General features: G+C 65.5%; 11 protein-coding genes. 8 read left to right on the top strand and 3 right to left on the bottom strand.

Translation table 11 applies throughout. The annotated features are described in order from the left end of the window. Positions 1-281 precede the first annotated feature (281 nt). The 6 genes from ACVJ19_RS22225 to ACVJ19_RS22200 all read left to right on the top strand — a co-directional run bounded on the left by ACVJ19_RS22225 (position 282) and on the right by ACVJ19_RS22200 (position 5,572). Entirely contained in the window at positions 282-968 is a 687-nt protein-coding gene (locus ACVJ19_RS22225) for a hypothetical protein (RefSeq protein ID WP_453951130.1), read from the top strand. Between the two features lie 154 nt (positions 969-1,122). Further along, positions 1,123-1,902 (top strand): enoyl-CoA hydratase, encoded by a 780-nt coding sequence (locus tag ACVJ19_RS22220; RefSeq protein WP_453951129.1) that lies wholly within the window; start codon positions 1,123-1,125, stop codon positions 1,900-1,902. 188 nt (positions 1,903-2,090) lie between these two features. Beyond that, entirely contained in the window at positions 2,091-3,521 is a 1,431-nt protein-coding gene (locus ACVJ19_RS22215; RefSeq protein ID WP_453951128.1) for a TolC family outer membrane protein, read from the top strand. 39 nt (positions 3,522-3,560) lie between these two features. Next, entirely contained in the window at positions 3,561-3,914 is a 354-nt protein-coding gene (locus tag ACVJ19_RS22210; protein WP_453951127.1) for an addiction module antidote protein, read from the top strand. An 85-nt stretch (positions 3,915-3,999) separates the two neighbouring features. After that, a complete protein-coding gene (locus ACVJ19_RS22205) occupies positions 4,000-4,557 on the top strand; it encodes a hypothetical protein (RefSeq protein WP_453951125.1) in 558 nt (185 codons plus the stop codon). Positions 4,558-4,609: 52 nt separating this feature from the next. Then, positions 4,610-5,572 (top strand): amidohydrolase family protein, encoded by a 963-nt coding sequence (locus ACVJ19_RS22200; protein ID WP_453951124.1) that lies wholly within the window; start codon positions 4,610-4,612, stop codon positions 5,570-5,572. Between the two features lie 15 nt (positions 5,573-5,587). On the opposite strand, the gene ACVJ19_RS22195 is transcribed toward ACVJ19_RS22200, so the two are convergent. The 3 genes from ACVJ19_RS22195 to ACVJ19_RS22185 form a co-directional block, all read right to left on the bottom strand. Continuing rightward, entirely contained in the window at positions 5,588-8,704 is a 3,117-nt protein-coding gene (locus ACVJ19_RS22195) for an efflux RND transporter permease subunit (protein WP_453951123.1), read from the bottom strand. Positions 8,705-8,745: 41 nt separating this feature from the next. Beyond that, a complete protein-coding gene (locus ACVJ19_RS22190; protein ID WP_453951122.1) occupies positions 8,746-9,990 on the bottom strand; it encodes an efflux RND transporter periplasmic adaptor subunit in 1,245 nt (414 codons plus the stop codon). A gap of 145 nt (positions 9,991-10,135) precedes the next feature. Next, positions 10,136-11,536 (bottom strand): CoA transferase, encoded by a 1,401-nt coding sequence (locus ACVJ19_RS22185; protein ID WP_453951121.1) that lies wholly within the window; start codon positions 11,534-11,536, stop codon positions 10,136-10,138. A gap of 138 nt (positions 11,537-11,674) precedes the next feature. Here ACVJ19_RS22185 and ACVJ19_RS22180 point away from each other — a divergent pair, with 138 nt between their 5' ends. Together ACVJ19_RS22180 and ACVJ19_RS22175 are read left to right on the top strand one after the other, a co-directional pair. Beyond that, complete coding sequence (locus ACVJ19_RS22180; protein WP_285811990.1) at positions 11,675-11,962, top strand: hypothetical protein; 288 nt, start codon at positions 11,675-11,677, stop codon at positions 11,960-11,962. 224 nt (positions 11,963-12,186) lie between these two features. Beyond that, positions 12,187-12,957, top strand: coding sequence for an SDR family NAD(P)-dependent oxidoreductase (locus tag ACVJ19_RS22175; RefSeq protein ID WP_453951119.1), 771 nt, complete (start codon positions 12,187-12,189; stop codon positions 12,955-12,957). The last annotated feature ends 74 nt before the right edge of the window (positions 12,958-13,031 follow it).

The following is a 13,031-nucleotide window of genomic DNA, read 5'->3' as shown; positions in this document are numbered from 1 at the left end:
TCACCATGCAATTCGGCCGCTCTTTCAATTTGTTACGCCGGTCCCACGCGATCACGAACTCGTGATAGATACTGGGTGCCAGTGCTCCGATGCGGCCGCAAAAACTCGCGACGGCTCATAACACCGATCGTTCCCGTCCGCACCCGGCGGCCGGCCGCGACGGACGGCTTGCCCCGCTTTTGCCCAGTGTGGCCCGAAGATTCCCATTTTCTGCCCCGCTGTCGTCACGTCGCGGCGTCTCTGTTCGGTCCGGGGATGGGTGAATTGGGGAGATCGTCAACATGATGAAAGCCAGCGGGCACGCTGCCCTGATTCTTCTTGCCGGGCTTTTCCTGCTGTTCGGAGGCGCTGCACAGGCGGCGCCAGCCTCTGCTGCGAGCAGCCAATCGGACAGCGCGGGCAAACAGGCTGACGCGGTCAAGCCGAGCAAGCAGCGGCACCAATCTTCTCGCCGCACCAGTAGCAAGACGGCGCAGAAGTCCTCCGACGACAAGGCCGACAGCAAGGGGGCCGCGGCGAAGGCCGGCGAAGCCAAGACTGGCGACAAGACTGCCGATAAGGCCGATAGCGGCCCGCCCGCCTCGAGCCAGATGCCGCCGGAGGTCGCCAACGCCAATGCGCAGCTTGCCACCGCCGATACACCGCCCGCGGCTGCGGCCTCGGCCATGACCGGCCGCGCCAACGACAACGTCCAGGCCGCAGCCGATAATACCGCGGCCCCGAACGCCGAGGGCCAGATCGTCGCGCCCGATCAGCCCAACGATCTCGACCGCGCCGCGCAACAGGACAACCCGCCCGCCCAGAAGGCGGTGATTGCCGCGACCGAGGCGCAGCCGCGCCCCGCGCCGGTGATGGCCAGCAGCCAGCAGAGCTCGGCCTGGGACCAGAGCTCCCTGATCGGCAAGATCTTCATCGGCGTCGGCACGCTGCTGACCTTGGCGTCCGCCGCGCGCATGTTCATGGCCTGATGTCTTGGCCTGATTTCTTGGCCTAGGAAGTCCCGCCCGGAACGCGCGACTTGCCGCGTGTTCCGGGCCGGCTTGTTCCGAATGCTTCCTGGGCTCTTGAAGCCCACCGCGCCAGCGGGCACATTGCCCGCTCAATCAAAAGCGTGGGTGGAGCATGAGCACGTTCGAACACATCATCGTCGAAAGCAAAGGCGCGGTCGGCATCGTCAAGCTGAACCGGCCGAAGATGCTCAACGCGCTCTCCTTCGGCGTCTTCCGCGAGATCGCCGCGGCGGTCGACGATCTCGAGGCCGATGACGCCATCGGCTGCATCGTCGTGACCGGCAGCGAGAAGGCCTTTGCCGCCGGCGCCGACATCAAGGAGATGCAGCCGAAGGGCTTCATCGACATGTTCTCCGAGGACTTTGCCGCGATCGGCGGCGACCGCATCGCGCGCTGCCGCAAGCCGACCATCGCCGCGGTCGCAGGCTACGCGCTCGGCGGCGGCTGTGAGCTCGCCATGATGTGCGACTTCATCATCGCCGCCGACACCGCCAAGTTCGGCCAGCCCGAGATCACGCTCGGCACCATTCCCGGCATCGGCGGCACCCAGCGCCTGACCCGCGCCATCGGCAAGTCCAAGGCGATGGACCTCTGTCTCACCGGCCGGATGATGGATGCAGCCGAAGCCGAGCGCTCGGGCCTCGTCAGCCGCATCGTGCCCGCCGACAAGCTGATGGACGAAGTCATGGCCGCCGCCGAGAAGATCGCCTCGATGTCGCGCCCGGCCACCGCGATGGCCAAGGAAGCGGTGAACCGCGCCTTCGAGACCACGCTCGCCGAGGGCATGAGCGTCGAGCGCAACCTGTTCCACTCGACCTTCGCGCTGGAAGACCGCTCCGAAGGCATGGCGGCGTTCATCGAGAAGCGCAAGCCGGTGAACAAGAACCGGTAACGCGAGCGCGCGGTCAGGCTGGTGTAAGGCTCTGGCGTCTCCCCGAAAAAATGCTGTGACGCACCTGCAACAAGCACGGAATACATGGGAGTTTTCCCCGCGGCAGTTTGCCTGCGCGACCCCGGCTGGTTAAACAGTTAAGAGGCCACCGTCGGCGGGGGCGGACAGCCGGGGTTTAGCGGGATTACATGATTGGGCGAGCCGCCAGAGCTGGTCGCGTGATGACGCGGCGTCGATCGGGCGTGGGTCCTGTGCTTGCGACATGGACCACGCTGGCGCTCTCGTGCGCCCTGCCCTCGGCCGCATCTGCCGAGGCCCTGCCGGAGGCATTGGCAAAAGCCTACCAGACCAATCCGCAGCTCAATGCCGAGCGCGCGCGCCAGCGTGCCACCGACGAGAACGTGCCGCAGGCGCTGGCCGGCTACCGGCCGCAGATCGTGGCGAGCCTCAGCGCCGGCCTGCAATCGGTGCGCAACCTTTTGCCTGACAACACCGTCCAGACCGCCAATCTGAAGCCGTGGATCATCGGCGTCACGGTGACGCAGTCCCTGTTCAACGGCTTCCGTACCGCCAACAACGTGCGTGCGGCCGAGCTCCAGGTACAGTCCGGCCGCGAGGCGCTGCGCAATGTCGGCCAGGGCGTGCTGCTCGACGCGGTCACCGCCTACACCAACGTGCTTGCGAACCAGTCGCTGGTCGAAGCGCAGCGCTCCAACGTCGCCTTCCTGCGCGAAACGCTCGCCGTCACCCAGCGTCGCCTCAACGCCGGCGACGTCACGCCGACCGACAGCGCCCAGGCCGAGGCACGGCTCAACCGCGGTCTCTCCGATCTCAACGCCGCCGAGGTCGCGCTTGCGGTGAGCCAGGCGACTTACGCACAGGTGATCGGCAACGCGCCATCGCAGCTCAAGCCCGCCGAAGTGGTCGACCGCTATCTGCCGAAGAGCCGCGAGGATGCGCTGACGATGGCGATCCGTCAGCACCCGGCGGTGATGGCGGCAAGCTTCGACGTCGACGTCGCCTCCACCAACATCCGCGTCGCCGAGGGCGCGCTGCTGCCGAGCGCCAGCGTCCAGGGCAGCGCCAGCAAGAGCCGCAACAACGACCCGACGCTCGGAACCTTCGCCGAGGACCAGGCCTCGATCGTCGCCAATGTCACCGTGCCGATCTATGACGGCGGCCAGGCCGCCGCACAGACCCGGCAGGCCAAAGAGATCACGGCGCAGAGCCGGCTCGTGCTCGACCAGGTGCGCAACCAGGCGCGCACGGCAGCGGTCAGCGCCTGGGTCGCCAATGAAGGCGCCAAGATCGCGGTGTCGGCCTCGGAGTCCGAGGTGAAGGCGGCAACCGTCGCGCTGCAGGGCGTGCAGCGCGAGGCGGCCGGCGGACAGCGCACGACGGTGGACGTGCTGAACTCGCAGGCCGATCTGATCCAGGCCAAGGCCCGCCTGATCGGCGCGCTGCGCGACCGCGTGATTGCCTCCTATACGCTGCTCAGCGCCGTCGGCCATCTCGACGTCAAGACCTTGAGCCTGAACACGCCGGACTATCTGCCCGAGGTGCACTACCAGCAGGTCCGCGACGCCTGGCACGGCCTGCGTACGCCGTCGGGGCAATGAGTTACGCGCTGCAGGCCCAAGAACTGGCTGAGAAGTGTGATGCGCAAGGCAACGTTCAAGACAGAGTCCACCGCGGCATCAAGGACAACGCGATTTGATGCCGCCGATTATCTCAACTCTGAAGTACTTCAGGCTGCCTATGTCACGGCGGCACTCGAAACCGGCGACGCCGATTTCGTGCGTGACGCGCTTGGACTCGTCGCGCGTGCGCGCGGCATGAGTGCGATCGCGAAGAAAGCCGGCTTGAACCGCGAGAGCCTGTACAAGGCCCTTGGAGAGACCGGAAATCCCGAGTTCGGCACGGTCATGCGTATTGTCGGAGCGTTGGGTCTGACACTATCAGCCCAACCCGCGACAAGCGGACGAACGCCAAAGCGCCGCCGCGCGGCCTGAGGGAGCACGCCACGGCCCGGCGCTCCGAAACGTCGTGGTCGCCGTCACCGCCCACCAAACCGGTTCGAGCTCTCGGGATGGGAATATGAAAAGCCGCCGCATCCATCTGATGGGAGCTTCGGGCTCCGGGGTGACGACGCTCGGTCGCGCGCTCGCGGGCCGGCTTGCGCTGCCGCATCACGACAGCGACGATTATTTCTGGCTGCCGACCGTGCCGCCCTACCAGACGACGCGCCCCGCCGCCGAGCGGCTGCGTCTGATGCGCGAGATGTTTCTGCCGCGTCTCGATTGGGTGCTGAGCGGTACCGTCACCGGCTGGGGCAACGAGCTCGTCCCGTTCTTCGATCTCGTCGTCTTTGTGACGACGCCGCGCGAGCTTCGCTTGCAGCGCCTGCGTGGCCGCGAGGCTGCGCATTTCGGAGTTGATGCCATCGCACCGGGCGGCTGGCGTCATGAGGAGACGGAGTCGTTCGTCGAATGGGCCTCGCGCTACGAAGCCGGCGATCGCGAGGGCCGCAGTCTCGCGAGAGATGAGGCCTGGCTCTCGGGCCTGCCCTGCCCGGTCGTGCGCGTTGACGGCTCACGTCCGCTCGCGGACCTTGTCGAGCAGCTATGCAACGAAGCGGAGCAGTTGTCCGGCTGATGTGATAGTGTCCCGGCACCACGACCAAACAACAAAAACAGGGAGAGAAACCGTGCTCAACCGACGCAGCGTCCTGCTTGCCTCCCTCGCCGCCGGAGTAGCCATGACCAACAGAGCCCACGCCCGCGCGGCGCAGCCTGCGACGCCGGTCAATTTCGACGTCCCCGCGCACGCCTGCGACTGCCACACTCACATTCATGGCGATGTCGAGAAGTTTCCGTTCTTCGCCGGGCGCGTCTACACGCCCGAGCCGGCAAGCCCCGAAGAAATGGCCGCACTGCACAAGGCGCTGCATATGGAGCGCGTGGTGATCGTGACCCCCAGCGTCTACGGCACCGACAATTCGTCGACCTTGTACGGCATGAAGGCACGCGGCGCCAATGCGCGCGGTGTCGCCGTGATCGACGACAAGACGACCGAGGCGCAGCTCGATGCGATGCAGGCGGACGGTTTCCGCGGCATGCGCCTCAATCTCGCAACCGGCGGCGTCAACGACCCCAACGTCGGCAAATCACGCTTCACCGCGGCCGTCGAGCGCATGAAGGCGCGCGGCTGGCACGTGCAGCTCTACACCACGCTTGCCATGATCTCGGCGATCAAGGACCTCGTCGAGACGGCGCCGGTGCCGGTCGTGTTCGACCATTTTGGCGGCTTAGAGGCCTCGCTGGGCCTGGAGCAGCCGGGCTTCTCCGATCTCGTCGCGCTGGTGAAGTCCGGCAAGGCCTATGTGAAGATCTCCGGCGCCTATCGCTCGTCGAAGCTCGCACCGGATTATCAGGACATGGTGCCATTCGCGCGGGCCCTGATCGCGGCGAATCCGGACCGCATCGTCTGGGGCACCGACTGGCCGCATCCGGATTCGAGCCGTGTCGAAGGACGCAAAGCCACCGACATTGCTCCGCTCTACCAGATCGACGACGCCCGCTTGCTCAACCAGCTTCCGGTGTGGGCGCCGGACGCGGATGTGCGCAAGAAGATCCTGGTCGACAATCCGGCGCGGCTCTACGGATTCTGACGTCGGCGCCGGGCGTCAGCGCGCGCGACGGGAGAAGAAGGAGATCAGCACCGGCAGCGTCACCAGGATCACGACCGGCGCCAGCATCATGCCGGTGACGACGACGACCGCGAGCGGCTTCTGCACCTGGGAGCCGATGCCTTCGGACAGCGCTGCCGGCAACAGGCCGACGCCCGCGACCACGCAGGTCATCAGCACGGGGCGGAGCTGCAGCTCGCCGGTGCGGATCACTGCGCTCATGCGGTCCATGCCCTCTTCGATCAGCTGGTTGAACTGCGACAGGATGATAATGCCGTCCATCACCGCGATGCCGAACAGCGCGATGAAGCCGATCGCCGCGGACACGCTGAAGGCTGTGCCGGTGATCAATAGACCCAGCACGCCGCCGAAGATCGCCATCGGGATCACGCTCATCGCGAGCAGCGTGTCGGTCATCGAGCCGAAATTGAACCAGAGCAGGACGCCGATCAGCGCCAGCGAGATCGGCACCACGATCGACAGCCGCCGGATCGCATCCTGGAGATTGCCGAACTCGCCGACCCATTCCATGTGCGAGCCGGGCGGCAACTGCACCTGGGTGGCAATCTTCTGCTGCGCCTCGCGGATCGCGCTGCCGAGGTCGCGCTCGCGCACCGAGAACTTGATCGGCAAATAGCGTTCCTGCTGCTCGCGATAGATGTAGGCCGCGCCCGAGACGAGGCTGATGGTGGCGACTTCGCTGAGCGGAATCTGGGTGACGGTACCGTTGGGCCCGGGCGCGCCGATGCGCAGATTCTGGATCGCCTCGGCACTCCTGCGGAATTCCGGTGCAAGGCGCACGATGATCGGGAAGTGGCGGTCGCTTCCCGGCTCGTACAGATCGCCCGCGGTGTCACCGCCGATCGCGACCTTGATGGTGGCGTTGATGTCGCCGGGCGCGAGCCCGTAGCGCGCGGCCTTGGCGCGGTCGATGTCGATCTGGACGGTCGGCTGGCCGAGCGAGGTGAACACCGCAAGGTCGGTGACGCCCTGCACGGTTGCGAGCACCGACTTGATCTTGTTGGCGGTATCGGTGAGCGCCTGGAGATCGCTGCCGAACAGCTTGATCGAGTTCTCGCCCTTCACGCCGGAGACGGCTTCGGAGACGTTGTCCTGCAGATATTGCGAGAAGTTGAACTCGACGCCGGGGAAGCGGTCGTCGAGCTGCTTGAGCAACTCCGCGGTCAGCTCTTCCTTGTCGCGCGTGCCGGGCCATTGGCTGACGGGCTTGAGTGGCGCGAAGAACTCGGCGTTGAAGAAGCCGGCGGCGTCGGTGCCGTCGTCGGGACGGCCGTGCTGCGACACCACGGATTCCACCTCGGGCCGGGCCCGGATCACCTTGCGCATCTCGTTGACGTAGCTGTTGCCTTCCTGGAGCGAGATGGTCGGCGGCAGCGTGGCGCGGATCCAGAGATTGCCCTCTTCCAGCTTCGGCAGGAATTCGAGGCCGAGCAGCCGGCCCAGCGCCACCGTCATCACCACGAGGCCGATCGCGCCGCCGAGCACGATGTTGCGGTTGGCCACGGCCCAGTTCAGCACCGGCATGTAGATCCGGTGCAGGATCAGCATCACCCTGGTCTCGGTCTCCTCGACATGCGCGGGCAGGATGATGGCGGACAGCGCGGGCGTGACGGTAAAGGTGGCAAGCAGGCCGCCGGCCAGCGCGTAGGCATAGGTGCGCGCCATCGGCCCGAAGATGTTGCCCTCGACGCCGGAGAGCGTGAACAGCGGCAGGAAGGCCGCGATGATGATCGCCGCGGCGAAGAAGATCGAACGCGAGACGTCGGCGGCCGCGCTGAGGATGGCGTGACTCTTCATGCCGAACAGCGTCTCGTTCGACATATGCTCGGTTTCCGACACCGGCGTCGTCTGCGTCAGGCGGCGGAAGATCGCCTCCACCATGATGACGGTGGCATCGACGATCAGGCCGAAGTCGATCGCGCCGACCGACAAGAGGTTCGCCGATTCCCCGCGCAGCACCAGGATGATCACCGCGAAGAACAGCGCGAACGGAATGGTGGCGCCGACGATCAGCGCGCTGCGGAGATCGCCGAGGAATATCCACTGCAACAGCACGATCAGCAGGATGCCGACCACCATGTTGTGCAGCACGGTATGGGTGGTGAGCTCGATCAGGTCGCCGCGGTCGTAGATGCGCTCGATGCGCACGCCGGGCGGCAGGATGCTGGAGTTGTTGATGGTCTGAACCAGCTGATGGACGCGCTTGATGGTCGGCGAGCTCTGCTCGCCGCGGCGCATCAGGACGATGCCCTGCACTATGTCGTCGGAATCATCGAGGCCGGCGATGCCGAGACGGGGCCGTTGCCCCACGGTGACGGTGGCGACGTCCTTGACCAGCACCGGGTTGCCGTTGGTCTGTGAGACCATGGTGTTGGCGAGATCGTCGATCGAGCGGATCAAGCCGACGCCGCGCACCACGGCCGACTGCTGGCCGATATTGACGGTGTTGCCGCCGACATTGACGTTGGAATTGCCGACCGCCTGGAGCAGCTGCGGCAGCGTCAGGCCGTTGGCGACGAGCTTGTTGAAGTCGACCTGGAGCTCGTAGGTCTTGCTCTTGCCGCCCCATCCGGTGACGTCGATGACGCCGGGCACGGCGCGGAAGCGGCGCTGCAGAACCCAGTCCTGGATGGTCTTGAGGTCGAGCACGCTGTAGTTCGGCGGACCGACCAGGCGATAGCGGAAGATCTCGCCGATCGGGCTGAGCGGCGAGATCTGCGGCTGCACGTTGCCGGGCAGCGGCGCGAGCTGCGCCAGGCGGTTCAGCACCTGCTGCAGCGCCTCGTCATAAGTATAGGCGAAGGAGAACTGGATTTTGACGTCGGAGAGACCGTAGAGCGAGATGGTGCGGATGGTCGTGATATTCTTCAGGCCCGCGACCTGGGTCTCGATCGGGATCGTGATGTAGCGCTCGATTTCCTCGGCCGACAGGCCCGGGCTCTGCGTCACGATATCGACCATCGGCGGGGTCGGATCGGGATAGGCTTCGATGTTGAGCTGGTTGAACGCGATCAGGCCGCCGATCAGCACGGCCACGAACATGCCGACCATCAGGAAGCGCCGGTTGACGGCAAGGGCGACGAGGCGATCCATTCAGGTCTTCAGCTTGTCTTCAGTTTTTTTTGGGTCGTCGATCAGCTGCCGGACGCCGCGCGGTCGATGAACAGGCTGCCCTTGGTGACGATCTGCTCGCCGGGTTTCAGGTTGCTCGTGACTTCGACGAGATTGCCATTGATGAGGCCGGTCTTGATCTCACGCAGCTCGACCGACTTGTCCTCGCGTGCGACCCAGAGACGAACCTTGTCGGCTTCGTAGATCAGGGCCTGCTTGGGCACCGCCGGGGCGGCACGATCGCCGGCCGAATAGATCGTGACGTTGGCGAACATCTCCGGCTTGAGCAGGCCGTCCTTGTTGTCGATGGTGGCGCGGACCAGCAGGCGGCGGGTGCTCGGATCGATCGCCGCGGCCACATAGTTGATCTTCGCGCTGAGCGGGCGGCCCGGCAGCGCCATCACGTTGACGGTGATGTCCTGGCCGATGCACACCGCGGCCGCGTCGCTCTCGCGCACGAAGGCGGTGAGCCAGACCGTCGAGAGATCGCCGATCACGAACACCGGATCGCTGGCGCCGGAATTGACGTACTGGCCCGGGCCGATCTTGCGCTGCACGACCGTGCCGGAGATCGGCGAGTAGATCGTGATCTCCCGATTGATCGTGCCCTTGTCCTGGAACGCCTTGATGGTCTCGTCGGTGAAGCCGAGGATGCGCAGCTTGTTGCGTGCGGCCTCCAGCGCCGTCACCGAGGAGCGCACATCGTTCTGCGCCTGAACCTGGGTCGCTTCCGCCTGCTGATAGTCCTTCAGCGGAATGGCGTGGCCCTCATAGAGATCCTTGGCGCGCTTGAACTGGATGTCGGCGAGATCGATCGCCGACTTCGCCTTGTTCTGCGCGGACATCGCCGCGATGAAATCGTTCTGGGCCTGCACGGTGTCGGCGGCCTCGATTGTGAACAGCGGTTGACCTTGCGTCAGGGTCTCGCCGGGCTTGGCGAGCAGCTTGGTGACCCGGCCCGCATAAGGCGAGAACACCGGCGTCGAGCGATCCTCGTCGACCGCGACCTTGCCCTCGGTGACATATTCGGCCCGGAAGGTCTTGGCCTTGACCGGCTCGATCGTCAGCGTCGCCCACTCGGACGGCGTCGGCGTGAAATTCTGCGCATTCCTGCGCGACTGGCTGGAAATCTCGGAGTGGCTCTTCTCCTTGGCGCCCGCACGAAGAAAGCCGTAGGCCCCGCCGGCGGCAAGAGCTAGTAAAACTACGGATGAGATCACCCGCTGTTTTGTAAGCACCTGCAATCGCTTGGTATTTTCAACTACCATAGGGCCCGGTCATGTCTGCGACGATGTCGGCAAACGATAGCCTCATCGGTCGCGCTAATAGTGCCGAATTGAGAGTTCAAACAACCTAAAAAACGCGTCGCGCCTTTCCGTTTGCGTTAAAATTTTGCGACGCGTCAGCTTCACGTCAGCTTCGAGCCGGCCACTGTGCCGGATGGCTGCCGAGCGGCATCGCCGGACGGCTCCATTGCGCCGGCGTCCTCGAGAGCAGTGCCGAATGCTGCACCGCCTTCAACGTGCCGAAGCCAGATGGCATGCTCTCGATGAACGCAGCATGTACAGCTTCCCCCGTAATATCCGGGGTGTTCAGTCCGCCGTCGAGCCGGCCGAGATTCCACAACCAGCGGCCGGTCTGCGCCAGCGACACGCGCACGTGCCAGCTGCCGCCTTCGCGCGCCTGGCGCGCTCTGGCCATCATCGCGCCGAACGCCATCAGATAGCCGGTGGCGTGGTCGAGGATCTGTGCCGGCAATTCCTTGGGACCGTCGACGCCCGCGGCCTTTCCCTCGGCGTGGTTGAATCCGGTCGTGGTCTGCACCAGCGAGTCGAAACCGCGCCGCTCGGCCCAGGGGCCGGCATGGCCATAGGCTGACAGCGTGACATAGACGATGCCGGGGCTGATCGTGGCGACCTCTTCGGGCGCAAAGCCGAGGGCGGCGAGCGCGCGCGGGCGATAGCCCTGCGAGAAGATATCGGCGTCAGTGAGCAGCGCGCGCAATTGCGCCCAGCCCGCTTCGCTCTTGAGCTCGATGAAGGTGGTGAGCTTGCCGCGGCCGGTATCGATGGTGAGCCACGGGATAGCCGGCAGCTCCGGGCCTGACACCAGCAGCACATCGGCACCGTGCGCGGCGAGCGTGCGGCCGGCGACGGGTCCTGCAATGACGCGGGAGAGATCGAGCACGCGCAGCCCTGAGAGCGGACGATCGCCTTTCGGCCACGGCCTTGGCGGAGCATCGCCGATCTTCTCGATCGAGAGCAGCGGCAATTGCGCAAGCGCATGCGCCTGCGGCAGCGCCGACCATTCATCGTGAGAGCGCATCAGGGCAACGACGCAGCCCGCGGCGTAAGCCGCGGTCTCGAAATCCTCACCCTTCCACTGCATCAGCGCGGCCTGCACCTTCTCGCGCTCCGCCTCGCAACCGAGCACCTTGCAAACGGCATCGCGGTGATGCGGGAAATTGGTGTGGCAGCGGACGAAGCGGCCATCGCCCGTCCTGTAGACGCCGGCGATGGCGTCCCAGGCCGGTGGCGGCGGCTTGTCGTCGAGGCGCAAATAGCGCTCGGAACGGCATTCGGCGACGGCGTGGCGCAGGTCGACGGTGACGTCCTGCACCTGCCCGCTGCGCAGCTTCCATATTTCGGCGGCGGCGAGGCCGGCGGCGGCGATCGTGGCCTGTCCGGCAACCGCGACGCGAAACCAGGACGGGATCTGCGGCTCCTCGCCGGTCAGCCGCACGCAATCGAGCGCGGTCTTATCGCCGCCCGCGGTGGTCCAGATGTCCCTGAGAATATCGGCGGGGCTTGGCATGGCCGCTTCTCTCCCTTTCCATGAGCATGATCTCCGCGCAAACGCGTTTTGCGTTTGTCGCGAGGAAAAACCGCTGCACACTTTTCCGGATCATGCTGTATTTTTTTGCGACCATCCATCAGCACACAAGGGAATGCAATGGCCGCCATCGATCCTCTCATTGCGGGCGCCGTGTTCATCGCAACGGCGGCCACCGACGCAGTCTATGTCATGTTCACCTCGGCCGTGATCGCACGCAAGCGCATCCCGGCGGCAAACTGGAGCGCGATCTGGTATCTGCTCTCCTCCTACGCCGTGATCAGCTACACCGAAAACGCCTTCTATGTCGCCTTCGCCGCGATCGGCTCCTGGGCCGGCGCCTACGCCTCGCTGACCTTCCTCCACCGCCCGCCCGGCGGCCCGCCCGTGGGGGCTGCGCCGGAGTGAGAGTGGCGGGCGATTTGAGCGAGGCATTCAACTACCCGTGCGAGGTTGTCCTGGCGAAAGCCAGGACCCATTACCCCGGGCGAATGTTGTCGGAGCACGCTTTGGCCACGACATCGCGCAGCCATAGCGATTTGTGGTAATGGGTCCTGGCTTTCGCCAGGACGACGCTCGGGGAGACACTCTCCTCTCATTCGCGCAACGACCAACAACAAGGAAAACCAAGAATGGATCTCGGTCTCAAAGACAGAAACGCCATCGTCCTCGGAGGCACGCGCGGCATCGGGCGGGCGATTGCGGCGACGCTGGCCGGTGAAGGCAGCAATGTCGCGGTATGCGCGCGCAACGCGGATCAGGTCGCGGCAACCGTCGCGGAGTTGAAGGCGGGCGGAATCCGTGCCACCGGCAGCCCGGTCGATGTGACCGACGGCGCGGCGCTGAAAAGCTGGATCGAGAGTGCTGCAAAAGAGCTCGGCGGCATCGACATGCTGTTCTCCAATGCCGGCGCAATGGCGCAAGGGCACGATCCCGCATCCTGGGAGCAGAACTTCCGGCTCGACGTGCTCGGTGCCGTGCACGCCTTCGACGCCGCGCGGCCGTTCCTCGAGACAAGCGGCGCCAGCAGCGGCGATGCGGCCTTCGTGATCATCTCGTCGATCTCCGCGGCGCAGGCGGACACGGCCAGCTCCTACGGTCCGATCAAGGCCGCGCTGATCCACATGGCCAAGGGACTGGCGCGGCAATACGCGAAGAAGAAGATCCGGGTCAACGTGGTCTCGCCCGGCACCGTCTATTTCAAGGGCGGCGTCTGGGAGATGATCGAGCAGAACATGCCCGAGCGCTACAGCGACGCGATGAAGCGCAATCCGACCGGCCGCATGGCGACGCCGCAGGAAATCGCGAGCGCGGCGGTGTTTCTGGCGAGCCCGGTGTCGGGGTTCACCACGGGGTCGAATCTCGTCGTGGACGGCGCGATCTCGAACCGGGTGAATTTTTGAGGGGCGACATCGTCATCGAAGAACTTGTAGGGTGGGCAAAGCGAAGCGTGCCCACCGCTTTCGCGACGAGACCC

It is taken from the genome of Bradyrhizobium sp. USDA 376 (assembly GCF_054063675.1).
Note: the sequence above shows the minus strand (reverse complement) of the source record. Positions and strands in the feature narration are given on the sequence as shown.

Excerpts from the sequence above, each read along its gene's own strand:
- ACVJ19_RS22225 (WP_453951130.1), top strand. The coding sequence starts at position 282 with ATGATGAAAGCCAGCGGGCACGCTGCCCTGATTCTTCTTGCCGGGCTT.
- ACVJ19_RS22220 (WP_453951129.1), top strand. The coding sequence starts at position 1,123 with ATGAGCACGTTCGAACACATCATCGTCGAAAGCAAAGGCGCGGTCGGC.
- ACVJ19_RS22215 (WP_453951128.1), top strand. The coding sequence starts at position 2,091 with ATGATTGGGCGAGCCGCCAGAGCTGGTCGCGTGATGACGCGGCGTCGA.
- ACVJ19_RS22210 (WP_453951127.1), top strand. The coding sequence starts at position 3,561 with ATGCGCAAGGCAACGTTCAAGACAGAGTCCACCGCGGCATCAAGGACA.
- ACVJ19_RS22205 (WP_453951125.1), top strand. The coding sequence starts at position 4,000 with ATGAAAAGCCGCCGCATCCATCTGATGGGAGCTTCGGGCTCCGGGGTG.
- ACVJ19_RS22195 (WP_453951123.1), bottom strand. The coding sequence starts at position 8,704 with ATGGATCGCCTCGTCGCCCTTGCCGTCAACCGGCGCTTCCTGATGGTC.
- ACVJ19_RS22190 (WP_453951122.1), bottom strand. The coding sequence starts at position 9,990 with ATGGTAGTTGAAAATACCAAGCGATTGCAGGTGCTTACAAAACAGCGG.
- ACVJ19_RS22185 (WP_453951121.1), bottom strand. The coding sequence starts at position 11,536 with ATGCCAAGCCCCGCCGATATTCTCAGGGACATCTGGACCACCGCGGGC.
- ACVJ19_RS22180 (WP_285811990.1), top strand. The coding sequence starts at position 11,675 with ATGGCCGCCATCGATCCTCTCATTGCGGGCGCCGTGTTCATCGCAACG.
- ACVJ19_RS22175 (WP_453951119.1), top strand. The coding sequence starts at position 12,187 with ATGGATCTCGGTCTCAAAGACAGAAACGCCATCGTCCTCGGAGGCACG.